Raw genomic sequence first — 23520 nt, 5'->3', positions numbered from 1 at the left:
AACCCTTCACCTTACGGCGATTTAACCGACAGAGCCTTTGCAAGCCTCTTGTTTGCAAAGGGCGAAAGCCTCATATTATCCGCAGGCATGCTGGAGCTCCGCAGCGGCGCCCGGGTCGAAAACCCCGACACCGTATCTCCATCGGAGCTTGTAAGAGGAAACTATGGCTGATCTTCGTAACTATCAAAGCCGCGCTCAGACCGGCGAGATGATTGATCAAGGCCTGCGCGCTTATATGCTCAAGGTCTACAACCTGATGGCGCTGGGTCTGGCGATCACCGGTGTGGCCGCATATCTGTCGTTCCAATTCGCCTTCGCCAATGGTGAGCTGACCGCTTTCGGTCAGGCGATCTATGTGAGCCCGCTGAAGTGGGTGGTCATTCTGGCGCCGCTGGCTCTGGTGTTCTTCCTGAGCTTCCGGATCCATAGCATGACGGTGGCCGCCGCCCAGACGACCTTTGCGGTCTACGCGGCGCTCGTTGGCCTGTCGCTCTCGTCGATCTTCCTGATCTACACCGGCCAGAGCGTCGTTCAGACCTTCTTCGTCACCGCCGCCTCCTTTGGCGCGCTGTCGCTTTACGGCTACACGACGAAGCGTGATCTGTCGGCGATGGGCTCGTTCCTGATCATGGGTCTCTTCGGCCTGATCATCGCTTCGCTGGTCAACATCTTCCTGGCCTCGTCCGCCGTGCAGTTCGCGATCTCGGTACTCGGCGTGCTGATCTTCGCAGGCCTTACCGCCTACGATACGCAGCGGATCAAGGAATTGTATCTGGAAGCCGATGACGTCGCCGTGGCCGGCCGCAAGGCGATCATGGGCGCGCTGACGCTCTATCTCGACTTCATCAACCTCTTCATGTTCCTGCTGCAGTTCATGGGCAACCGTAAATAAGCAGGGCAGACTGAGATGGAAAAGGCGGCTTCGGCCGCCTTTTTTGTTGCGCGGGCTTTCACGGAATGGTTTTAGAAAGCCCTTGCCGCCCTTATGGATATACTGCCGAATGTCCTTCCTCCTGCGCGATGCTTCGAACGCCGATATTCCCGCCATTGCCGATATCTATCGCGAATCCGTCCTGAACGGCGTCGCGAGCTATGAGATCGTCCCACCCTCCGAGGCCGAGATGGCACTGCGTTTTTCGGCGATCGTCGGCCAGCAATATCCCTATATTGCCGCAACCGATGCGGATGGAACTCTGCTCGGCTATGCCTATGCCTCAGCCTTTCGTACGCGCCCTGCCTATCGCTGGCTGGTCGAGGATTCGATCTATCTGGCGCCGCAAGCCCGCGGCCGCGGCATCGGCAAGGCGCTGCTCGCCGAACTGATCATCCGCTGCACCACCCTCGGCTTCCGTCAGATGGCGGCCGTCATCGGCGGCGCCAGCCCCGCATCGATCGCGCTTCATCGCACGGCCGGCTTCGAAGAGGTCGGTCTGATGAGGGGCACCGGCTACAAACACGGCCGCTGGCTGGATACGATGTTCATGCAGCGCGCGCTCGGCGAAGGCATGAGCACCGATCCGGACCCGTCCGTCTATCCCGGCACGCTGTAATCCGGCTTACTTGTCGACGAGCTTCAGGGCCTTGTCGAACACCTTCAGCACCTGGTTCAGCTCGTGACCGCGCTTCAGGATCGTACCGTTGGTGTTGATGACGGAATAGGCACCCTGCTTGGCGGCGAGTTTCGGGTTTTTCTCGATGCGGAACAGCGGCATTTCGCCGGAACGCTTGAAAACGGAAAAGACCGCCCTGTCCTTCAAGTGATCGATAGCGTAGTCGCGCCATTCACCATCACCGACCATCCGGCCGTAGATCCAGAGGATCGCATCCAGTTCGCGCCGATGGAAGGTCACCGGAAGCGGGTCCTTGCTTTGCTTGTATTCCTTGAGATCGACGACGACTGAGGAACTATGGTCGACGGAACGGCTTTCGCCGTGTCGCAAATCCGGCTGATCTGTCATCAGTCTCACAAGGCCTCCGCGTGTGACAGGAGGGTGACAGTTTGCCCGAGCCGCCGCAAATTGCAAGAGTACCGCCCGTCACATTCGGCCGCAGCTGATAGCGCTACCGCTTTCTCCGCAGCGCCGCATTTCAGTCAAAACAGCGCCTCATTTGCAGGAGAATTATGAATCCCCGGTTTGGCGCCAGCGCGCCAAAGGGCCCGGCGGAGCGTATCGACCTTAACCCCAGCCCCGAATACGCTCAGCCGGGCCGCCCGGTTCTTCATCCGTACCGGATGGAATCTCAGATATTTTTGCCAGCCATCACCACGGTCGCGCCAAGGATCGCGGCCGGATCGCCGTCTGCGGTCGCCGATTGCAGCAGGATCGCGCAGCCCTCGAGCTGCGGCCGCTGCAGGACGCTGGCCGGCAGCGTCAGACTGGTTGCCTTGCCGTCCCACATGCCGACGGTTTCGACATTGGTGACGCTGTGCAGATAGGAGAGCTTCTGGCCGCTGTTCTCGCCTTTTTCGACGTCGATCGTCTTTTCCTTATCGAAATAGACCATCACGACATTGGCTTTGCCCTGTCCCGCGCCGATCTTGATCTCCAGCTCGTCGCCGCGCATCGCGGCGCTGATCGGAACGGTCAGCCCATTGCCTTCGCTGCTATAGGTGTCGATCTTGGTGTTGATGCCATTCAGATCGGCGCCGGCCAAATGGTCGCGTCCGTTGACGATGGCTTGCGGCGTGTAGACGTTGCTACGGCCCATCGTCTTGGCATAGCCATACTGTCGCTCGGTATTTTCCTTGGAGCTCAGCGTATCGGCCCAGCCGAGATAGTTCCAGTAATCGACATGATAGGCGAGCGCGATGACATCGCCCTGGTTCACCAGCTTGCGGAACGCGGCATCAGCCGGAGGACAGGAGGAGCAGCCCTGCGACGTGAAGAGTTCGACGACACCTTTCGGCGTGCCGTCTTCGGCCTGCAGCGGGCCCGACAGAACAACGCCGGCGATTAGCGGAAGCAAAAAACGGGGGGACATTCACCTGCACCTCTTTTTCAGCGCCGACGGCATGTTTGAACCGGCGGCCCTGACATATGAACGTACGAATAATCCTTCCGGGTCCAAACGAAAAGTCACGAACGGGTGAGACGCAGCTCGACCGGAACTTGCGTAAAACAAATCATCGTGAGCCCGTCCAAATACTATCGTCGCACCAAAGAAAAGCCGCCGGAGATTGCTCTCCGGCGGCCATTATCATGGGAGTCTCTTAAAAATCAGGCAGCGAGGTCGCGCAGAACCGTCTGCAGGATACCGCCATTGTTGAGGTAGATCACCTCGTCGAGCGTATCGACGCGCGACAGCAGCGGAACCTCCTTCACGGTGCCGTCGCCATAGGTGATCCTGGCGATCTTCTTCTCGCGCGGCTTGATCTTTTCCAGACCTTCGATGGTGACGAGTTCGTCGCCCTTGAGGCCGAGGCTCTGCCAGGTCGTGCCCTCTTCGAAGACGAAGGGGATGATGCCCATGCCGACCAAGTTCGAACGATGGATGCGCTCGAAGGACTGAGCGATCACTGCCTTGACGCCGAGCAGGTTGGTGCCCTTGGCAGCCCAGTCGCGTGAGGAGCCGTTGCCGTATTCGACACCGGCGAAGATGACGAGCGGCACGCCTTCCTGCTTGTACTGCATCGCGGCGTCGTAGATCGAGGTCTCTTCCTTCGACGGGTAATGGATGGTGTAGCCACCTTCCTTGCCGTTCGGGCCGAGCATGTGGTTGCGGATGCGGATATTGGCGAAGGTGCCGCGCATCATCACTTCATGGTTGCCGCGGCGCGTGCCGTACTGGTTGAAGTCGGCAACGGCAACGTCATGGCCGATGAGGTAGGCACCGGCCGGCGATGCCGCCTTGATCGAACCGGCCGGCGAGATGTGGTCGGTGGTGATCTTGTCGCCGAACAGGCCGAGAACGCGGGCGCCCTTGATGTCGGAGACACCGGTGCCCTTCTTGCCCATGCCGACGAAGTAGGGCGGGTTCTGCACATAGGTCGAATTGTCGTCCCAGGCATAGGTCTGACCCGGCGGGACCTGAACGGCCTGCCAGTTGACGTCGCCCTTGAAGACATCGGCATATTTGCTTTCGTAGAGTTCGCGGGTCACGTATTTCAGGATGAATTCCTGGACTTCCTTAGAGGTCGGCCAGATGTCCTTGAGATAGACCGGGTTGCCGCTCTCATCCTCGCCGATCGGCTCCTTGGTCAGATCCTTCTGCACCGTGCCGGCAAGCGCATAAGCAACGACGAGCGGCGGAGATGCGAGGTAGTTCGCCTGCACGTCGGGCGAGATGCGGCCTTCGAAGTTACGGTTGCCGGAGAGAACGCCGGAAACGATAAGGCCTTTGTCGTTGATCGTCTTCGAGATCGGCGCCGGCAGCGGGCCGGAATTGCCGATGCAGGTGGTGCAGCCGAAGCCGACCAGGTTGAAGCCAAGCTTGTCGAGGTCGGCCTGCAGGCCCGATTTGGCGAGATATTCGCCGACGACCTGCGATCCAGGCGCCAGCGAGGTCTTCACCCATGGCTTCGTCTTCAGGCCCTTGGCAACGGCGTTGCGGGCAAGAAGGCCGGCGGCGATCAGTACTGACGGGTTGGAGGTGTTGGTGCACGAGGTGATGGCAGCGATGGCCACGTCGCCATGGCCGAGATCGAAATCCGTGCCTTCGACGGCGTAGCGATTGTTCAGCTGGCCGGGCTTCTTGTAGTCGGCATCCATCGAGCCGGCAAAACCGGTCGCGATGTGCTCAAGCGAAATGCGGCCTTCCGGACGCTTCGGGCCGGCCATCGACGGCACGACGTCGCTAAGATCGAGTTCCAGCGTATCGGTGAAGACCAGCTCGGAACCGTCGCCTTCGCGCCACATCCCTTGCGCCTTCGAATAGGCCTCGACGAGAGCGATCCGGTCATGCGTGCGGCCGGACATAGTCAGGTAATTGATGGTTTCGCCGTCGACCGGGAAGAAGCCGCAGGTGGCGCCATATTCCGGGCCCATGTTGCCGATCGTCGCGCGGTCGGCGAGGGGCATGTTGTCCATGCCGGGGCCGAAGAATTCGACGAACTTCGAAACGACGCCCTTCTTGCGCAGCATCTGCACGACGGTGAGGACGAGGTCGGTCGCCGTGACGCCTTCCTTGAGCTTGCCGGTCAGCTTGAAGCCGATGACTTCGGGCAGCAGCATCGACACCGGCTGGCCGAGCATCGCAGCTTCCGCTTCGATACCGCCCACACCCCAGCCGAGAACGCCGAGACCGTTGATCATCGTCGTGTGGCTGTCGGTGCCGACGCAGGTATCGGGATAGGCGATCGTCTCGCCGTCCTCTTCCTTGGTCCAGACGGTCTGGCCGAGATATTCGAGATTGACCTGATGACAGATACCGGTGCCGGGAGGCACAACGCGGAAATTCTTGAAGGCCTGCTGGCCCCACTTCAGGAAGCGGTAGCGCTCGCCGTTGCGCTGGTATTCCAGCTCGACATTCCTGGCGAAAGCCTGCGGCGTGCCGAATTCGTCGACGATGACGGAGTGGTCGATGACGAGATCGACGGGAACGAGCGGGTTGATCTTCTCCGGATCGCCGCCGAGCGACACCATCGCGTCGCGCATCGCGGCAAGATCGACGACGGCGGGAACGCCGGTGAAGTCCTGCATCAGCACGCGCGCCGGGCGATAGGCGATTTCGTTTTCGACCGCACCCTTATTGTTCAGCCATTCGGCAACGGCCAGGATGTGCTCCTTGGTGACCGACTGGCCGTCTTCGAAGCGCAGCAGGTTTTCGAGCAGCACCTTCATCGAATAGGGAAGCTTCGACACGCCGGCCAGACCGTTTGCCTCAGCCTTGGGCAGGCTGTAATAGACATAGTCCTTCCCGTTGACGGAAAGCGTGGAACGACAATTGAAACTGTCAAGAGATTTAGACACGAGATACCCCGTTTCTGATAGCCAACACAGTCGTGCGAACGCCTATGCACTTAATGCACATCAGGATGCGGGTACGGCCATTTCCGCTGTCCGCACGTGGAACAGACGCTCCAAGTTCGGCGCAAGGATGAAATTCACGCCGACCGCTGGCGTGGTTGCAGGTCTTATAGATAATTTCCTAAAAACTTGCCATACCCGAGCACGGTCAAAATCGGACATTTTTTGACCCCGCCGCAAGCCGAAACCAGGAAAGAGCCGACGCATGCATCTCACCGCCGAAAATCTGGCTGCAAGGCGCGGTGAGGATCTCATTTTTGTTAACATTTCCTTTCACTTGGGGGCCGGCGAGGCGCTTGTCCTGACTGGCAGAAATGGATCGGGAAAGTCCACTTTACTGCGTGTCGCCGCCAGCCTGCTGAGGCCGGAAAAAGGCACTGTCATCTTCCGCGACGGAGAGGGCAGGGAAGACCGACATCCCGGCGAGGTCAGCCACTACCTCGGCCATAGAAATGCGATGAAGAATGAACTTACGGTTGCAGAGAACCTCGATTTCTGGCGTGCTTTTCTCGGCAACACAGGCGGCGCTGACGCCCTCTCCGTAGGGGACGCCGCCGAAGCGGTCGGTCTTTCGGGAATCACCCACCTTCCCTTCGGGTATCTCTCCGCCGGCCAGCAGCGCCGGATAGCCTTCGCCAAACTGCTCGTCGCTCACCGGCCGATCTGGATCCTCGACGAACCGACCGCGGCACTCGATGCCAGCGCCGACCGGCTGCTTGCCGATTTGATCGCGGCGCATCTGGCAAAGGGCGGCATGGTGCTGGCGGCAACACATCAGCCGCTGGGGCTGGAGAATGCACGGGAGTTGAAGATGACGGGCTTTGCCGGCGTGGATCAGGGGGTGTGGGGTTGATGTTTCTCGGTGTAGTTACCCCCCTCTGCCCTGCCGGGCATCTCCCCCACAAGGGGGGAGATCGGCTGGGGTCGTGCTCTTGCCCTGATCAAACGTCGCAGATGGCCGCAGCTGCTTGGCGCGCGATCAAGATTTCGCAAAGCCAGTGCATCTTGCCGATCTCCCCCCTCGTGGGGGTCCGAAGGACGGGTCGAGACCTGTGGCTCGACCCCGGGCCTGGCAGGGCAGAGGGGGGTGCCCCGGCCACCACACCGGAAGAGAGCCGCCGCGCATGACCGCCCTCTTCTTCCGCGACCTGAAACTCTCGATTCGCGCCGGCGGCGGTGCGCTGATCGGCGTGCTGTTCTTCCTGACCATCGTCGCCGTCATTCCCTTCGGCGTCGGTCCCGATCTCAAACTGCTGTCGCGCATCGGCCCCGCCATTGTCTGGATCGGCGCCCTGCTCGCCGCCCTTCTCGGCCTCGACCGCCTGTTCCAGGCCGAACGCGATGACGGATCGCTCGACTTGATGCTGATACAGGAAACGCCGCTCGTCCTCACCGTGCTGGTCAAATGCTTCGCCCATTGGACGGCCACCAGCCTGCCGCTGGTCATCGCCTCGCCGCTGCTCGGCCTCTTCATGAACATGGACGAGACGGCGATTGCTGCCACCATGCTGACGCTGCTGGTCGGCTCGCCCGCCATCACCTTCATCGGCGCCGTCGGTGCTGCCGTTGCCGTGGCGCTGCCCCGTGGCGGCCTGCTGGTCTCGATCCTCGTGCTGCCGCTGACCATTCCGGTGCTGATCTTCGGCGTCAGCGCCACCTATGCCGCAGTCGAGGATCCCGCCCCGTTCCTGCCGCCCTTCCTGATCCTCATTGCGCTGACACTCTTCTTCGCGGTCATCGGCCCGGCAGCCGCCGCCCTGGCGCTGCGAAACACAGCGGATTGATGGGCCGTTCGATTGCGGGAAAAGCCGGATCAAGGTAAGGAAGCGGACATGAGCGAAACGAGCCTTGCCATCAGCAAATTCAGTGATCTCGCCAACCCGACGCGGTTTCTGGCGCTGGCGGCGCGCGCCATTCCGTGGCTGGCCGGCATCACCGCCCTCTGTTTTATCGTCGGCCTCTATCTGAGCTTCGTCACCGAAGGCGATTACCAGCAGGGCGAGACCGTGCGCATCATGTATGTGCATGTGCCCTCAGCCTGGCTTTCGATGATGTGCTATACGATCATGAGCGTTTCGGCGATCGGCACGCTGGTCTGGCGCCATCCGCTGGCCGATGTCTCCACCAAGGCCGCAGCCCCGCTCGGCGCCGCTTTTACCCTGCTTGCACTTGTCACCGGTTCGCTCTGGGGCAAGCCGATGTGGGGCACCTGGTGGGTCTGGGATGCGCGGCTGACCTCCGTCTTCGTCCTCTTCCTGATGTATCTCGGGCTGATTGCGCTCAGCCGCGCCATCGACGATCCGTCGAAGGCCGCGCGCGTCAGCGCCGTGCTCATTCTCGTCGGCTTCGTCAACATCCCGATCATCAAATTCTCGGTCGAGTGGTGGAACACGCTGCACCAATCGGCAAGCGTGCTGCGCCTCGACGGCCCGGCGATCGATCCGGAATTCCTGCGGCCGCTCTTCGTCATGGCGATCGCCTTCACCCTGCTCTTCTTCACGCTGCACATCATGGCGATGAGGAACGAGATCTGGCGCCGCCGCATTGCCGCCCAGCGCCGTCTTGCCGCTCGCATGGCGAGCCGGGAGGATTAGTCGTGACTCATGCCTTCTACGTCTACGCTTCCTATGGCTTTGCCGCCCTGGTGACGGTCGCCGTCACCGCTTGGACTTGGATCGACGGCCGCGCCCGCCGCAGGGAGCTTGCAGCCCTTGAGGCTGCCGGCATCCGCCGCCGTTCGGCGCGCCCCAAGGATAGTGTGGGGGATGGCGAATGAACGACACGCCGGAAAACACCGCAGCCAAGCCGCGCGGACTGAGCCGTTACGCATTGGCGCTGTTGCCGCTCGTCGTCTTCGGCGGCATTGCGGCCACGGCGGCAAAGATGCTCTACGACCAGGACTTCCACGGCAAGAACATCGCCGAAATTCCCTCCGCCCTGATCGGCACCAAGGCGCCGGCGCTCAACCTGCCGCCGCTCGACGGCGCCAACCTTCCGGCGCTGACCGACGCGGCAATCAAGGGCAAGCTGACCCTCGTCAACGTCTTCGCCTCATGGTGCCTCCCCTGCCGGGACGAACATCCGCTATTGAAGGAACTGGCAAAAGACGGACGCCTGAACGTCGTCGCCATCAATTACAAGGACCAGGGCGACAACGCCCTGCGTTTCCTCAGCGAGCTCGGCAACCCCTTTCAGGCGATCGGCGTCGATCCGAACGGCAAGGCAGCGATCGACTGGGGTGTCTACGGCATTCCGGAAAGCTATCTGGTTGGTCCCGACGGCACCATCCTCTACAAGCGCGTCGGACCTTTCGACGATATCAGCCTGAAGGAAGGGCTGTTTCCAGCGATGGAAAAGGCGCTCGGCAAGCCGGTTTCGTAGCGATTACTCCACAAAGACCCCTCCCCACAATGGGGAGGGACTAACTCGTGGCAGGGGACTTAACGGAAAAGAAGCGTTAAAGCCCACCCTGCCAGACCTTGATCGCCTCAACCGGCCAGATCAGCATCACGACGTTGAGCGTCAGGTTGTCGCGGATTATGTAGCCGGTGAAAATCTCGAAGAAGATGGCAATCGCCACCGTCAGCGCCACCGGCGCGCGCCGCGCGAAGAAGAAGCCGACGCACATGAAGACGGTGTCCATCGCCGAATTCAGGATGCTGTCGCCGTAATAGTCGAGCGCGATCGTCGCCGTGCGGTAGCGGTCGATGATGAGAGGGGAGTTTTCGAGCAGCTCCCAGCCGGATTCGATGACGAGCGCCAGCAGCAGCCTTGCCGCCAACGGCTTGCCGCGCAGGATGAGATGCGCGAGCCCGTAAAACAGGAAGCCGTGGATGATGTGCGACGGCGTGTACCAATCCGACAGATGCTGCGAGTTGCCGCTGGTATTGACCCCGCCCTCCCACAGCTTGACATAACCGCAGGCGCAGATCGGCACGCGGCCCATCATAAATTCGGCAGCGATCTGAATGACCAGGACCACAAGGCAGGCGACAAACCAGAAGTTCTGGTGTCTTACGCGAGATTCTACATCGACCGCGCTCACTTCTCGCCTTCCGTTTCCAGGTTGACGCTATGTTTCAGCACCAGCGGCATCTGCGCCAGCGTGAAGATGATGGTGATCGGCATCGTGCCCCAGACCTTGAAGGCGACCCAGGTACCGTCGGAAAAATTGCGCCAGACGACTTCGTTCAGCACCGCGAGGAAGAGAAAGAAGATGCCCCAGCGGATGGTGAGCTTGCGCCAGCCCTCGGCATCGAGCTGGAAGGCGGCGTTGAAGACATAGCCGAGCAGCGACTTGCCGAAGGCCAGCCCGCCGAGCAGCGCCACGCCGAAGAGCGCGTTGACGATGGTCGGCTTCATCTTGATGAAGGTCTCGTTCTGCAGCCAGATCGACAGCGAGCCGAAGATGACGACGACGATGCCGGATACAAAAGGCATGATCGGCAGATGGCCGAGCACGATCTTCGAAACGATCAGCGAGATGATCGTCGCCGCCATGAAGAGCCCGGTCGCGACGAACAGCGGTCCGCCCAATTCGGAAAGAGCGGGAAACGTCTCCACCAGCCACTGGCCGCGCAGATTGGCGAAGAAGAAGATCATCAGCGGCCCGAGTTCCAGCGCCAGTTTCAGCAGCGGGTGATGCCGGTCGGCAGCAGACGGGGTGATATCGCTTTCGGTGCTCATGCGTTCTTCAAACCTGTTTTCCTGGAAACCTGTTTCCGGCCCTGCCCTGCAGGCTTTCGGCGGCATATCTGTGGCATCATTGCCCAAGTCCGGCAATGGCATGGGCAAAATCCTCGGCCTCGAACGGCTCCAGATCCTCGACGCCCTCGCCGACGCCGATGAAATAGACCGGCAGTTTGTGCTTGGCGGAGATGGCAACAAGAATGCCGCCGCGCGCCGTGCCGTCGAGCTTGGTCATGATCAGCCCGTTGACGCCGGCGACGTTGCGGAAGATCTCGACCTGGCTGAGCGCGTTCTGCCCCGTCGTGGCATCGAGCGTCTGCAGCACGGTATGCGGCGCATCGGGATCGAGTTTGCCGAGCACGCGGACGATCTTCTCGAGCTCGGCCATCAGCTCTGCCTTGTTCTGCAGGCGGCCGGCGGTATCGACGATCAGCACGTCGCATTTTTTTGCCTTCGCCTGCTCGAAGGCGTCATAGGCGAGGCCTGCGGCATCGGCGCCGAGTTTGGTGCCGATGAATTCGGATTTCGTCCGGTCGGCCCAGATTTTCAGCTGCTCGATCGCCGCCGCACGGAAAGTATCGCCGGCAGCCAGCATCACCTTCAGCCCGGCGCCGGAAAGCTTCGCCGCAAGCTTGCCGATCGTCGTCGTCTTGCCGGTGCCGTTGACGCCGACGACGAGGATGACATGCGGCTTATGCGAAAGGTCGAGCTGCAACGGCTTGGCGACCGGCTTCAGCACCTTGGCGATTTCCGACGCCATGATCCGGCTGACATCCTCGCCGGTGACATCCTTGCCATAGCGCTCGGAAGCGAGCGTATCGGTGACGCGCATGGCGGTCTCGACGCCGAGATCGGCCTGGATCAGCAGGTCTTCGAGATCCTGCAGCGTCTCGTCATCGAGCTTGCGCTTGGTGAAAAGCGCGGTGATCTGGCTGGTCAGCTGCGAGGACGTGCGCGCAAGGCCGTTGCGCAGGCGCTGGAACCAGCTGAGTTTCGGTTGCGGGGCAATGGGCCCCGGTTCGACGACCTTCGGGCCTGTTGCGAAGCCTTTGGGGAGGATGGGAGAGCCGGTCTCCGGTTCTGCCGGGGGGCTACCCCCCTCTGCCCTGCCGGGCATCTCCCCCACAAGTGGGGAGATTGGCTGGAAGGGCGAATCCAGCCCTGCATCATCCTCAGCCGGAATCTCTTCCGGCTCAGTGGGAATCTCTTCCGGAAGCTTTTCGACGATCTCTTCGAGGTCAGCCGGCTGTTCTAGCGCTCCGGTCTCCACAGGATCTCCCGCCTCGTGAGGGAGATGTCTCAGAGGGACAGAAGCGGGTATTTCCGCAACGGTTTCGGCGACCGCCTGGATTTCAGTCTCCGCCTCCGCTGCTGCCTCGGCTTCCAGCAATGAAAGCGGTACGACACCCATATCGAGGAGTTGGTCTGCAGCTGGCAGGATTGAGGGTTCGACATCATCGTCTGCAAACGGTGCTTCGACCCCGGCCTCGCCGATATCGGCAGCCGGTCCGCCGGCCGTGTCCATTTCTTCCGGAAGAACAGGATCATCCGCGATTGGCAGATCTTCGTCGCGCGAACGCGGCTCCAGCTCCCTTTCCACGGCCGCAGGCACAGGTTCTTCAGCCGGCTTGCCGAAGGTGAAGACCTTTTTGATGAAACTGAGCGCCATGAGGATTCCGTGAAAGTCAGGCCGCGGCTGCGGCCGTCAATTGCATGTCGAGATGCTTGCCATTGTGGCCGGTGATCGTGACCGGCACAAGTTCGCCGGGACGAAGGCCGGGGGCTGCGACCAGCGTGAAGTTCTCCGTGTGCGCCAGGCCGTTGTTTTCAACAAGCAGCCATTGCCGGGTTCCGATCATCTGATCGAGATGGGATTGATGCAGCCTATGTCCAGCGGCGCGCAGTCTTGCGGCGCGATCCTTGACCAGCGACCGGTCGAGCTGCGGCATGCGGGCGGCCGGCGTGCCGGGACGCGGGCTGTAGGGGAAGACGTGCAGATGGGCGATGTTGGCTTCTTCCGCCAGCCGCACGGCATTGTCGAACATCTCTTCGGTTTCCGTGGGAAAGCCGGCAATCATATCGGCGCCGAAGCTCATCTCGGGACGGAGGCGGCGCGCATCCTCGATGAAACGCAGCGCCTCGGCGCGTAAATGCCGGCGCTTCATGCGCTTCAGGATCATGTCGTCGCCATGCTGCAGCGAAAGATGCAGATGCGGCATGAAACGTTGCTCGTCGGCGATAAGATCCATCAGGTGGGCATCGGCCTCGATGCTGTCGATCGAGGAAAGCCGCAAGCGGCGGATATCGGGGATCTGCTTCAGAAGGGTCTTGGCCAAAAGCCCGAGCGTCGGGGTGCCCGGCAGATCGCTGCCATAGCTGGTGGCATCGACGCCGGTCAGCACGATTTCGCGATAACCGCCGTCGGCGAGCTTGCGGGCTTGGTCGACGACGGCTCCCATCGGCACGGAGCGGGAATTGCCGCGGCCATAGGGAATGATGCAAAAGGTGCAGCGGTGATCGCAGCCGTTCTGTACCTGGATGAAGGCGCGCACATGGCCGTCGATATGTCTGACCATCTGCGGCGCCGTCGCCTTGACGCTCATAATGTCGTTGACCCGGAGCTTCTCTTCGGCCGAAACACCGAAATCCGGCAGGCTACGATAGGAGGCGCTGGTCAGCTTCTCCTCGTTGCCGAGCACAGCATCGACCTCCGCCATTTCGGCAAAGGTCTGTTTTTCCGTCTGCGCGGCGCAGCCGGTGACGATGATGCGGGCATGCGGATTGTCGCGCCGCGCCCGGCGGATCGCCTGGCGGGCCTGGCGCACGGCCTCGCCGGTCACCGCACAGGTGTTGACCAGGATGGCATTGTTGAGCCCGGCCTTTTCAGCCTGCGCCTTCATCACTTCGGATTCATATGTGTTGAGGCGGCAGCCGAAGGTAATGACCTCGACGCCGCTCACTGCGCCTCCGCCTCTCGGGTACCATCGCGCGACCAGAGACCGGTCGAAGGATCGACCCTGCCGGACCATTCCCATTCGGCCGGACCGGTCATGATGACATGATCGTCGCGCTCGCGCCATTCGATGGAAAGCATGGCCGGCGGCTTGGCGCTTGCCACATTGATCGTCACCTTGCGGCCGGTGCGGCCGGTGCGCGCAGCACTGACGGCAGCAGAACAGGCAGCCGAGCCGCAGGCAAGCGTCAGTCCCGCGCCGCGCTCCCAGGTACGCGTCGTCACCGATGTCGGCGACGTCACTTGCGCCAGCGTGATATTGGCGCGCTCGGGAAACATCGGATGGTTTTCGAGCAACGGTCCGAAGCGGGCGAGATCATAGGACATCACGTCCCTGTCCACCCAGAAGATCGCATGCGGATTGCCCATCGACATTGCCGAAGGCGAATGCAGCACCGGCTTGTCGATCGGGCCGATCTGCAACTCGATGCGGCTGGTGTCGTGGAATTCTTCCGCCAGCGGGATCCTGTCCCAATCGAAGACCGGCCGGCCCATATCGACCGAGATCGTCCCGTCCTCGTGCTCGACGGCGTTGAGGATGCCGGCGACCGTCTGGAAGGTAAAGACCTTCCTGCCGGTCTCTGCGGCAAGCGCCTGCACGACGCAACGTGTGCCGTTGCCGCAGGCCTGCGCCTTCGAGCCATCGGAATTCAGGATATCGATGAAGGCATCGGTACCTTCGGCCTTCGGATCATGAATCGCCATGATCTGATCGAACTCAGTCTGCGGATCGGCATTGAGCACCACCGCCGCCGCCGGCGTCACCTTGTCCGGTCGGCCGCGCATATCGACGACCAGGATCTTGTTGCCAAGCCCGTTCATCCTCGCGAATTCGACCGTTGCGCTCATAGGTATCATTCCGTCTGTCTTTCCGGTGTATATGGCGGAAATGCGAAGGAATTACCAGTGGGTGAGTGCCGGGCAGGCGTTGCGGCCCGCTCACTCCTTCAAGCAGCAGTTAGGCTTTTACCGCTGTGCACCGTCAGGATCGAAGGACGCAGCATGGGCTTCGACAATAGCTGCGGTGATGACCTTTCTCAGCTCGTAGACCAGCGAGCGGGACCGTTTGCGATCCAGATCCTGTGCCGCCTTTGCAAGATTCAAGCCTTCATTCAGAACAATATGATGGGCCCGCGCCAGCGCCCAGCTCTCAATATCAGCATTTAGCATTCGATATCTCCGCCGATTCATTCGGCATCAAGGATATTCACGAATCATTTTACAGGACGCACTTAAGTAGAAAGTAGAATCATAAGCAGAATAATTTGCAACTGGCGTTGACAGCGAATTCAGCCGCCCGAGTGGCAATATTTATGGGCAAAACCTGAAACACTGGCGGATTGCCGAAGCCAATACATCGCTTTGTTTAAGTATGTACTTTCGCTGCAACCACTGGATGAGACGCTAGCGCCCTCTCGTCACACAGCTTTTGAGAAGTCGGGCATGCGGTCATTTGTCCGCATTGCCTTGACTTTCGCGCGGCTTTCCTGTTTATCGCGCCCAATCCGCGACGAGCCACACGACTCCGAGCCGCCGACCGGGACCTGAGATCCCGGAGGTCAACACCCGACAGCGCGATGCGCCCTCGGGTGCTTTTTGGCTTTGCGTCTTGTTTTCGTCAAGGAAAAGCACGACGTTTCCGGGCATATCCCAACCCGCCCGAAACGTATCAAGGAAGAGCCGATGTTTGAAAACCTCCAGGACCGTCTTGGATCCATTCTGAATGGACTGACAGGCCGTGGCGCGCTTTCGGAAGCCGATGTTTCCGCAGCGCTGCGCGAGGTTCGCCGTGCTTTGCTGGAGGCCGACGTCGCGCTCGACGTCGTGCGTTCCTTCACCGACCGCGTGCGGGAAAAGGCCGTCGGCGCCGAGATCCTGAAGTCGATCAAGCCCGGCCAGATGGTCGTCAAGATCGTGCATGACGAACTGATCGAGATGCTGGGCGGCGAAGGCGTCGGCATCGACCTGCATGCGGCCGCCCCCGTCGTCGTCATGATGGTCGGCCTGCAGGGCTCCGGCAAGACGACGACATCGGCCAAGATTGCCCATCGCCTGTCGACGCGCGAGAAGAAGAAGGTGCTGATGGCATCGCTCGACACGCGCCGTCCGGCAGCCCAGGAGCAGCTTCGCCAGCTCGGCGCGCAGGCCAATATCGACACGCTGCCGATCATATCGGGCCAGTCGCCGACGGATATCGCCGCCCGCGCCGTGCAGGCGGCCAAGCTTGGCGGCCATGACGTCGTCATCCTCGATACCGCCGGCCGCACGCATATCGACGAGCCCTTGATGGTCGAGATGGCCGACATCAAGAAGCGGTCGAACCCGCATGAAATCCTGCTGGTCGCCGATAGCCTCACCGGCCAGGACGCCGTCAACCTCGCCCGCAGTTTCGACGAACGCGTCGGCATCACCGGTCTGGTGCTGACCCGCATGGATGGCGATGGCCGCGGTGGTGCCGCCCTTTCGATGCGCGCCGTCACCGGCAAGCCGATCAAGCTGATCGGCGTCGGCGAGAAGATGAGCGAGCTGGAGGAATTCCATCCTCGCCGCATCGCCGACCGCATCCTCGGCATGGGCGACATCGTCTCGCTCGTCGAGCGCGCGGCTGAGAACATCGACGCCGAGAAGGCGGCGGCCATGGCCGCCAAGATGGCCAAGGGCAAGTTCGATCTCGATGACCTGGCCGACCAGCTGCGCCAGATGCAGAAGATGGGCGGCATGGGCGGCATCATGGGCATGATGCCCGGCATGGCCGGCATGAAGGACAAGATGGCCGCAGCCGGCCTCGACGACAAGCTTTTCGGCCGCCAGATCGCCATCATCCAGTCGATGACCAGGGCCGAGCGCGCCAATCCCGACCTGCTCAAGCATTCGCGCAAGAAGCGCATCGCCGCCGGCTCCGGCACCGATGCCGCCGCCATCAACAAGCTTCTGAAGATGCATCGGCAGATGGCCGACATGATGAAGATGATGGGCGGCAAGGGCAAAGGCGGCATGATGAAGCAGATGATGGGCGGCCTTGCCGGCAAGATGGGGCTGGGGGGCCTCGGCGGCATGGGCGGCATGCCCGATCTCTCGAATATTGACCCGAAGCAGCTCGAAGCGCTGCAGAAGCAGGCGGAAGCCGCGGGTCTCGGAAAACCGGGTGGGGGTATGCCCGGTCTAGGCGGAGGCTTGCCGGGCGGATTGCCCGGTCTTGGCGGCGCAAAGCTGCCGGGCCTTGGTGGTGGTTTCCCGGGCCTGCCCGGATTGCCCAAGAAGAAGTGAAAGGATCGCCTGCCCCATGATTGATCCAGACGTCAAAGCCCAGCTTTCGAGCTACCGCCAGTCGATCGACAATATCGACGCGGCGCTCGTCCACATTCTGGCTGAACGCTTCCGCTGCACCAAAGAGGTCGGCGTGCTGAAGGCCAAGTACAAGTTGCCGCCGGCCGATCCGGCGCGCGAGGAATACCAGATCGCCCGTCTTCGTCAGCTTGCCGAAGATGCGCATCTGGACCCGGATTTCGCCGAGAAGTTCCTGAACTTCGTCATCAAGGAAGTCATCCGGCATCATGAGCAGATCGCTGCTGATCACGCTGAACAAAGCGCTGCAGCCCGATAACCGTACCGCTTAACGAAGCGGTCAAGAAAAGCCCAAGGAGTAAACAACATGGCACTGAAAATTCGTCTCGCCCGCGGTGGTTCCAAGAAGCGTCCGTACTACCACGTCGTTCTCGCCGATGCGCGCAGCCCGCGTGACGGCCGCTTCCTCGAAAACCTCGGTTCCTGGAACCCGATGCTTGCCAAGGACGATGAGAAGCGCGTTCAGCTGAACGCCGAGCGCATCAAGCACTGGATCGAACACGGCGCCCAGCCGACCGACCGCGTTCTGCGCTTCCTCGATGAGGCCGGCGTTGCCAAGCGCGAAGTCAAGAACAACCCGGTCAAGGCAAAGCCTGGCAAGCGCGCCCAGGAACGCGCCGCCGAAAAGGCTCAGAAGGTTGCCGACGCCGCAGCTGCTGCTGCCGACGCCGCGGAATAATCGCGACTTTCCCTTCGAGCGGGCGGCATGGCGACATGCCGCCCGTTTTCGTTTCCAATCGCCCGCACTTCGTTTATGAGAAACCTGTCTTTCGGCTTCACATGAAGGAACCCATGACAAAGCTTGAAAACCCCGTTCTGATGGCGACGATCGGTGGCGCACAAGGCCTCCGGGGCGAGGTGCGCGCCAAGGCCTATACAGCCGATCCGAGCGCCCTTGGCGACTACGGCCATCTGCACAGCATGGACGGCCGCAGCTTCGAAGTCCTCGAAATCCGCGAGATGAAGAATGTCGTCGTCGTCCGTTTCCGCGGCGTCAATGACCGCAATGCCGCCGAGGCCCTGAACGGGCTTGAACTCTATATCGAGCGGGACAACCTGCCGGACGAGGAGCTGGAGGACGACGAGTTCTACTATGCCGATCTCGAAGGGCTCGAGGCGCGCGACGACAAGGGCGTCAGCTATGGCACGGTCACCGGCGTCTTCGATTTCGGCGCCGGCGACCTGCTGGAACTCAAAGGTCCGGGCAAACGCCCGGTGCTGATCCCCTTCTCCGAAGCCTCGGTGCTGGAGATCGACCTCGAGGCCGGCACGCTGCTGATCGATCCGCTGGCGGCGGGTCTGGCCGACGATCCGGAAGAACTTTCGAAATTCACTCCCGACAAGCCGAAAAAGAAGAAGTGACGCCATGGCTTTCCGGGCGAGCGTGCTCACACTTTATCCGGAAATGTTTCCGGGGCATCTGGGCTTCTCGCTCGCCGGCAGGGCGCTGGAGCGGGGGCAGTGGTCGCTGGACACGGTACAGATCCGCGACTTCGCCACCGACAGACATCGCACCGTCGACGACACCCCGGCTGGCGGCGGCGCCGGCATGGTGCTGAAGGCCGATATTCTCGCCCGCGCAATCGACAGCGCTTCAGAAAACGATACCCGCCCGCGGCTGCTGATGAGCCCGCGCGGCCGGCCGCTGACGCAGGAGCGTGTGCGCGAGCTCGCGGCCGGCGACGGCGTCATCATCGTCTGCGGCCGCTTCGAGGGCGTCGACCAGCGGGTGATCGAGGCGCGCGGACTGCAAGAGGTCTCGATCGGCGACTACGTGCTGTCCGGCGGCGAGCCGGCGGCGCTGATCGTCCTCGATGCGATAATCCGCATCCTGCCTGGCGTCATGGGCAACGATCTTTCCGGTCTGCACGAAAGCTTCGAAGGCGGACTGCTGGAACATCCGCATTATACTCGGCCGCAGGAGTGGGAAGGCCGGGAAATCCCCGCGATCCTAACCTCGGGCAACCACGGCGCCATCGACAAATGGCGGCATCAGGAAGCGGTGCGGCTGACGCGGGAGCGGCGGCCGGATCTGCTGGAAAAGGCTGGCGCAGCGCCCGGAAAATCGGGATCGAATTTCGGAAAGCACGATGCGTAGATTCAAAACGTTACAGCGTCCTTTCCGCGTCTGAAAACACGCGCGGCGCTGTAAAGTGAGAAAAACGGCTGATTTCGCAGCCCTTTTCACAAAAATGCCGTCCAAGGGATGACAAGCCCTGGCCTTTCGTGTATTGGCGCACGCGGAAATGGGGTTTATCCCCGTCTGCCAGCAAACAAAGAATGGCGAATCCGCTCCCGCCCTTGACGGGCAAAGTCCTGAGGCCAGTTCCGAAGGATCAGTGTTGAGCGCTCTGGCTGTTTCAGAAGAACCAAAGGTTAAGACGATGAACATCATTCAGCAGCTTGAGGCCGAACAGGCCGCCAAGATCGAAGCCAAGCGCACGCTTCCCGAATTTTCCCCGGGCGACACCGTCCGCGTCAACGTGAAGGTCACGGAAGGCACCCGTACCCGCGTTCAGGCCTATGAAGGCGTCTGCATCGCCCGCTCCGGCGGCGGCCTGCAGGAAAACTTCACGGTCCGCAAGATCTCCTACGGCGAAGGCGTCGAGCGCGTATTCCCGGTCTACTCGCCGATGATCGAAAGCGTCGACGTCGTTCGTCGCGGTAAGGTCCGCCGCGCCAAGCTCTATTACCTGCGCGACCGCCGCGGCAAGTCTGCCCGTATCGTTGAAGACACCGGCGTCCGCGCCCGCAAGCTTAACGACGCCGAGCGCGCCGCCATTGCCGAGGAAAAGGCACGCATCGAAGCTGAAAAGGTCGCAGCCGCTCAGGCGCTCGCCGCCGAGAAGGCAGCAGCAGAAGCTGCGGAAGCCAAAGCCGCTGCTGAAAAGGCCGCCGCAGAAGCAGCCGCCGCTGCAGCGGAACCGGCAGCAGAATAAGAACTGCGCTACGCAAATTTCTTTGCTTGGAAAGGCGGCCTTCAGGTCGCCTTTTCTATTTTTTGCTCGGGCACGCAGCGGGCGGCCTTGCCTTCGGCAGGCCTTCCGTGACAGTTTTTGCCGTTCAATTTTGGGGAACCGTTCAATGTTGTTTCGCCGTACCGTTCTTGCGAGCTTCGCCGCCCTTGGTCTTCTACCCCTCGCCGCATCGGCCGCCGAGCTGCCCGATCTCGGCGGCAGGAGCGTCGTCGTCGTCACCGAGAATGCCTATCCGCCGCTGCAATTCGTCGATCCGAAATCCGGCAAGGCGATCGGCTGGGAATATGATGCGATGAACGAGATCGCCAAGCGGCTGAATTTCAAGGTCGAATACCAGAACACCAGCTGGGACGCGATGATCCAGGCCGTGTCCGATGGCCAGTACAACATCGGCATGACCGGCATCACCATCAAGGAAGACCGCAAGCAGAAGGTGGACTTCTCCGATCCCTATATGCGCTCGCAGCAGTTCATGCTGGTGCGCGGCGACGAGAAGCGCTTCACCGATGCCAAGTCCTTCGGCGAATTCAAGGATGGCCTGGTCGGCGCGCAGCCCGGCACCACGCCCTTCTACACCGCCGTCTATGAAGTGCTTGATGGCAACGAGCAGAACCCGCGCATCAAGCTCTTCGAAACCTTCGGCGCCACCGTCCAGGCCCTGAAGGCCGGCGATGTCGACGTCGTGCTGACCGACGGCACCGCCGGCAAGGGCTATGTCGATGCCTCGAACGGCGCCCTCAAGCTGATCGGCGAACCGCTCGGCACCGAAGATTTCGGCTTCATCTTCCCGAAGGGCTCCGAGCTCGTCGCCCCGGTCAATGCCGCCATCGCCGCGCTCAAGGCCGACGGCACGCTGGATGGGCTGAACAAGAAGTGGTTCCTCGACTACAAGATGGGCGAATGACGCCGAGCTGCTGCTGATGGCCTTGCGACCATCTCCCGACAGATACGTCAAGGATGACTATCCCTGGTGGCTGGTCGCGCTTGTCGCGATCGGCATCATCCTTGCCGCCGTCATCGTTGCCAACGATATCTACGCCCAGGTCTTCCGCACCGTCGTCAACGGTGTCGGCATCACCGTCTTCGTCACGCTGGTCGCCTTCGTGCTCGCCACCGTGCTCGGCCTCGGCATCTGCCTGCTCGGCATGGCCGACAGCCAGGTGTTGCGGCAGATTGCGCGATTCTACATCGAGATCATCCGCGGCATCCCGATCCTCGTGCTGCTGTTCTACGTCGCCTTCGTCGGCGCGCCGGCTCTGGTTGCAGGCTATAATTTCCTGATTTCACCGCTGGTGACATCAGGCGTGGCCGAGCCCATCCTGGTGCGCGATCTCTCGCTGATGTGGCGAGCGATCATCGCGCTGACGGTCGGCTATTCCTCCTTCATCGCCGAAATCTTCCGGGCCGGTTTCCAGTCGGTCGATCTGGGCCAGATCGAGGCGGCCAAGGCGCTTGGCCTGTCGCGCTACCGGCGCTTTCGTTCCGTCGTCTTCCCGCAGGCGATCCGGGTGATCTTCCCGCCGCTCTCCAACGATTTCGTCTCGATGGTGAAGGACAGCTCGCTCGTCTCGGTGCTCGGCGTCGCCGACATCACCCAGATGGGCAAGGTCTATGCCGCCGGTTCCTTCCGCTTCTTCGAGACCTATTCGATCGTCACCTATATCTATCTGATCCTGACGATCGGCCTGTCGCTGGCGCTGCGGCGGACGGAGAAATGGATGAAGTCGCGGTAAGCAATCAATACCCGCCGCGCCGCTGAGAGGCCGCAGAGCGTCTGCTGATGATTCAAATTGAAGCCGCCGCGAAAAATCGCTATATGCAGGGCCATGGAATCCAAGTTCAGATGCATTGGCGCGCATATTTTCGTGCTGCAGGACCATTATCGCCTGCCGGCGCGGTTTTTTGCGTGCGTGTCCGGTGCGCTCAACAGCCGACTTCGTTGATCGAATGACGGCCGCGGAGCCTGATCCGCATTCTCGATTTTCCAAAAGCTTTAGAAAAACGGACTTACGCCATGAGCGCACCGCGTACCCTCTACGACAAGATCTGGGACGATCATCTGGTCGACGAACAGGCAGACGGCACCTGTCTTCTCTACATCGACCGCCATCTGGTCCACGAAGTCACCTCGCCGCAGGCGTTCGAAGGCCTGCGCATGACCGGCCGCAAGGTTCGCGCGCCGGAAAAGACGCTCGCCGTCGTCGACCATAACGTTCCGACCTCGCCCGACCGCCATCTCGGCATCAAGAACGAGGAAAGCCGCATCCAGGTGGAAGCGCTGGCGACCAATGCCGCCGAATTCGGCGTCGAATATTATTCGGCAAGCGACAAGCGCCAGGGCATCGTCCACATCGTCGGTCCGGAACAGGGCTTCACCCTGCCCGGCATGACCATCGTCTGCGGCGACAGCCACACCTCGACGCATGGCGCCTTCGGCGCGCTGGCACACGGCATCGGCACCTCCGAGGTCGAGCATGTGCTGGCGACCCAGACGCTGATCCAGAAGAAGGCGAAGAACATGCTGGTGCGGGTCGACGGCGTGCTTCCGCCGCACGTCACCGCCAAGGACATCATCCTTGCCATCATCGGCGAGATCGGCACGGCCGGCGGCACCGGCCACGTCATCGAATTTGCCGGCGAAGCGATCCGCGCGCTGTCGATGGAAGGCCGCATGACCATCTGCAACATGACGATCGAAGGCGGCGCCCGCGCCGGCCTGATCGCCCCGGACGAAAAGACCTTCGAATATATCAAGGGCAAGCCGCGCGCGCCGAAGGGCGAGGCGCTGGAACAGGCGATCGCCTATTGGAAGACCCTGCAGACCGACGAAGGCGCTCATTACGACCGCGTCGTCGTGCTCGACGCCGCCAGCCTGCCGCCGATCGTTTCCTGGGGCTCCTCGCCCGAGGATGTCATCTCCGTCCAGGGCATCGTTCCGAACCCGGACGACATTCCGGACGAAACCAAGCGCACCTCCAAGTGGCGCGCGCTCGACTATATGGGTCTGAAGCCGGGCACGAAGATGACCGACATCACGCTCGACCGCGTCTTCATCGGCTCCTGCACCAACGGCCGCATCGAGGATCTGCGCGAAGTCGCCAAGGTCGTCGAAGGCAAGACGGTTGCCCCAACCGTCGACGCGATGATCGTGCCGGGCTCCGGCCTCGTCAAGGAACAGGCGGAAGCCGAAGGCCTCGACAAGATCTTCAAGGCCGCCGGTTTCGACTGGCGCGAGCCGGGCTGCTCCATGTGCCTTGCCATGAACGACGACCGCCTGAAGCCGGGCGAACGCTGCGCTTCGACCTCGAACCGCAACTTCGAAGGCCGTCAGGGCTTCAAGGGCCGCACGCACCTCGTCTCGCCGGCAATGGCAGCCGCAGCCGCGATCGCCGGGCACTTCGTCGATATCCGCGAGTGGAACTGATCCGTCAAAACGGATGATAATCAAAAGCCCACCGATGCCCCTGCGCATCGGTGGGCTTTCACGTTTTATGCCGCCCCGCCTCAATCGCTTTTGCGACGGCCACCA

The 23520-nt window shown here is 61.6% G+C and carries 25 protein-coding genes; 16 read left to right on the top strand and 9 right to left on the bottom strand.

What is annotated here, in order from left to right; genetic code table 11:
* Positions 1 to 163 precede the first annotated feature (163 nt).
* Together G9X68_RS24240 and G9X68_RS24235 are read left to right on the top strand one after the other, a co-directional pair.
* On the top strand, positions 164 to 892 hold the full coding sequence (locus G9X68_RS24240; protein ID WP_171604552.1) for a Bax inhibitor-1/YccA family protein: 729 nt from the start codon (positions 164 to 166) through the stop codon (positions 890 to 892).
* Positions 893 to 1001: 109 nt separating this feature from the next.
* Positions 1002 to 1550 (top strand): GNAT family N-acetyltransferase, encoded by a 549-nt coding sequence (locus tag G9X68_RS24235; RefSeq protein WP_171604551.1) that lies wholly within the window; start codon positions 1002 to 1004, stop codon positions 1548 to 1550.
* 6 nt (positions 1551 to 1556) lie between these two features.
* On the opposite strand, the gene G9X68_RS24230 is transcribed toward G9X68_RS24235, so the two are convergent.
* The 3 genes from G9X68_RS24230 to acnA all read right to left on the bottom strand — a co-directional run bounded on the left by G9X68_RS24230 (position 1557) and on the right by acnA (position 5909).
* Positions 1557 to 1958 carry a DUF2794 domain-containing protein gene (locus G9X68_RS24230; RefSeq protein ID WP_171604731.1) on the bottom strand — a complete coding sequence of 134 codons (402 nt, stop codon included), beginning with the start codon at positions 1956 to 1958 and terminating at the stop codon, positions 1557 to 1559.
* A gap of 283 nt (positions 1959 to 2241) precedes the next feature.
* Positions 2242 to 2982 (bottom strand): DUF1223 domain-containing protein, encoded by a 741-nt coding sequence (locus tag G9X68_RS24225; protein WP_027666934.1) that lies wholly within the window; start codon positions 2980 to 2982, stop codon positions 2242 to 2244.
* Between the two features lie 236 nt (positions 2983 to 3218).
* Positions 3219 to 5909 (bottom strand): aconitate hydratase AcnA, encoded by a 2691-nt coding sequence (gene acnA, locus G9X68_RS24220; RefSeq protein ID WP_171604550.1) that lies wholly within the window; start codon positions 5907 to 5909, stop codon positions 3219 to 3221.
* 262 nt (positions 5910 to 6171) lie between these two features.
* Here acnA and ccmA point away from each other — a divergent pair, with 262 nt between their 5' ends.
* From ccmA to G9X68_RS24195, 5 genes are all read left to right on the top strand, one after another.
* Positions 6172 to 6819 (top strand): heme ABC exporter ATP-binding protein CcmA, encoded by a 648-nt coding sequence (ccmA, locus tag G9X68_RS24215; protein WP_171604549.1) that lies wholly within the window; start codon positions 6172 to 6174, stop codon positions 6817 to 6819.
* Positions 6820 to 7090: 271 nt separating this feature from the next.
* A complete protein-coding gene (gene ccmB / locus G9X68_RS24210) occupies positions 7091 to 7750 on the top strand; it encodes a heme exporter protein CcmB (RefSeq protein ID WP_163876132.1) in 660 nt (219 codons plus the stop codon).
* 48 nt (positions 7751 to 7798) lie between these two features.
* A complete protein-coding gene (locus tag G9X68_RS24205; protein ID WP_171604548.1) occupies positions 7799 to 8560 on the top strand; it encodes a heme ABC transporter permease in 762 nt (253 codons plus the stop codon).
* A gap of 2 nt (positions 8561 to 8562) precedes the next feature.
* On the top strand, positions 8563 to 8742 hold the full coding sequence (gene ccmD, locus G9X68_RS32085; protein ID WP_168312941.1) for a heme exporter protein CcmD: 180 nt from the start codon (positions 8563 to 8565) through the stop codon (positions 8740 to 8742).
* Positions 8739 to 9347, top strand: a complete 609-nt coding sequence (locus G9X68_RS24195) for a DsbE family thiol:disulfide interchange protein (RefSeq protein WP_171604547.1) — start codon at positions 8739 to 8741, stop codon at positions 9345 to 9347. Before ccmD ends, G9X68_RS24195 begins: the two co-directional genes overlap by 4 nt.
* A gap of 76 nt (positions 9348 to 9423) precedes the next feature.
* Here the strand turns inward: G9X68_RS24195 and G9X68_RS24190 are convergent, their stop codons facing one another.
* The 6 genes from G9X68_RS24190 to G9X68_RS24165 form a co-directional block, all read right to left on the bottom strand.
* Positions 9424 to 10011: a DUF2585 family protein gene (locus G9X68_RS24190; RefSeq protein ID WP_171604546.1), complete on the bottom strand. Its 588-nt coding sequence runs from the start codon at positions 10009 to 10011 to the stop codon at positions 9424 to 9426.
* Positions 10008 to 10652, bottom strand: a complete 645-nt coding sequence (locus tag G9X68_RS24185) for a septation protein A (protein WP_003543660.1) — start codon at positions 10650 to 10652, stop codon at positions 10008 to 10010. The genes G9X68_RS24190 and G9X68_RS24185 overlap by 4 nt, the downstream gene beginning before the upstream one ends.
* 76 nt (positions 10653 to 10728) lie before the next feature.
* Positions 10729 to 12324 (bottom strand): signal recognition particle-docking protein FtsY, encoded by a 1596-nt coding sequence (gene ftsY / locus G9X68_RS24180; RefSeq protein WP_171604545.1) that lies wholly within the window; start codon positions 12322 to 12324, stop codon positions 10729 to 10731.
* A 16-nt stretch (positions 12325 to 12340) separates the two neighbouring features.
* Positions 12341 to 13615 (bottom strand): tRNA (N(6)-L-threonylcarbamoyladenosine(37)-C(2))-methylthiotransferase MtaB, encoded by a 1275-nt coding sequence (mtaB, locus tag G9X68_RS24175; RefSeq protein WP_171604544.1) that lies wholly within the window; start codon positions 13613 to 13615, stop codon positions 12341 to 12343.
* Positions 13612 to 14517, bottom strand: a complete 906-nt coding sequence (gene dapF, locus G9X68_RS24170) for a diaminopimelate epimerase (protein WP_171604543.1) — start codon at positions 14515 to 14517, stop codon at positions 13612 to 13614. Before dapF ends, mtaB begins: the two co-directional genes overlap by 4 nt.
* A 117-nt stretch (positions 14518 to 14634) precedes the next feature.
* A complete protein-coding gene (locus G9X68_RS24165) occupies positions 14635 to 14859 on the bottom strand; it encodes a hypothetical protein (RefSeq protein ID WP_017962453.1) in 225 nt (74 codons plus the stop codon).
* 492 nt (positions 14860 to 15351) lie between these two features.
* On the opposite strand from G9X68_RS24165, the gene ffh reads away from it, so the two are divergent.
* The 9 genes from ffh (at position 15352) to leuC (ending at position 23415) form a co-directional block, all read left to right on the top strand.
* Positions 15352 to 16935, top strand: coding sequence for a signal recognition particle protein (ffh, locus tag G9X68_RS24160; RefSeq protein WP_171604542.1), 1584 nt, complete (start codon positions 15352 to 15354; stop codon positions 16933 to 16935).
* A 16-nt stretch (positions 16936 to 16951) separates the two neighbouring features.
* Entirely contained in the window at positions 16952 to 17272 is a 321-nt protein-coding gene (locus tag G9X68_RS24155; RefSeq protein ID WP_037101839.1) for a chorismate mutase, read from the top strand.
* Positions 17273 to 17320: 48 nt separating this feature from the next.
* Positions 17321 to 17692: a 30S ribosomal protein S16 gene (gene rpsP / locus G9X68_RS24150; protein ID WP_003543667.1), complete on the top strand. Its 372-nt coding sequence runs from the start codon at positions 17321 to 17323 to the stop codon at positions 17690 to 17692.
* A gap of 113 nt (positions 17693 to 17805) precedes the next feature.
* Positions 17806 to 18375, top strand: coding sequence for a ribosome maturation factor RimM (rimM, locus tag G9X68_RS24145; protein ID WP_168312949.1), 570 nt, complete (start codon positions 17806 to 17808; stop codon positions 18373 to 18375).
* Between the two features lie 4 nt (positions 18376 to 18379).
* On the top strand, positions 18380 to 19111 hold the full coding sequence (gene trmD / locus G9X68_RS24140; protein WP_171604541.1) for a tRNA (guanosine(37)-N1)-methyltransferase TrmD: 732 nt from the start codon (positions 18380 to 18382) through the stop codon (positions 19109 to 19111).
* Between the two features lie 286 nt (positions 19112 to 19397).
* Entirely contained in the window at positions 19398 to 19952 is a 555-nt protein-coding gene (gene rplS, locus G9X68_RS24135; RefSeq protein ID WP_003582945.1) for a 50S ribosomal protein L19, read from the top strand.
* Positions 19953 to 20097: 145 nt separating this feature from the next.
* Complete coding sequence (locus G9X68_RS24130) at positions 20098 to 20895, top strand: basic amino acid ABC transporter substrate-binding protein (RefSeq protein ID WP_171604540.1); 798 nt, start codon at positions 20098 to 20100, stop codon at positions 20893 to 20895.
* A 16-nt stretch (positions 20896 to 20911) separates the two neighbouring features.
* The gene (locus tag G9X68_RS24125; protein ID WP_171604539.1) at positions 20912 to 21724 is read left to right on the top strand and encodes an amino acid ABC transporter permease; all 813 of its coding nucleotides are present in this window, start codon (positions 20912 to 20914) and stop codon (positions 21722 to 21724) included.
* A gap of 281 nt (positions 21725 to 22005) precedes the next feature.
* The gene (gene leuC / locus G9X68_RS24120) at positions 22006 to 23415 is read left to right on the top strand and encodes a 3-isopropylmalate dehydratase large subunit (RefSeq protein WP_020052055.1); all 1410 of its coding nucleotides are present in this window, start codon (positions 22006 to 22008) and stop codon (positions 23413 to 23415) included.
* Positions 23416 to 23520 lie beyond the last annotated feature (105 nt).

Source organism: Rhizobium changzhiense (assembly GCF_013087625.1).
Lineage (GTDB): Bacteria > Pseudomonadota > Alphaproteobacteria > Rhizobiales > Rhizobiaceae > Rhizobium > Rhizobium sophorae.
This window is presented reverse-complemented; position numbering and strand designations above follow the sequence as displayed.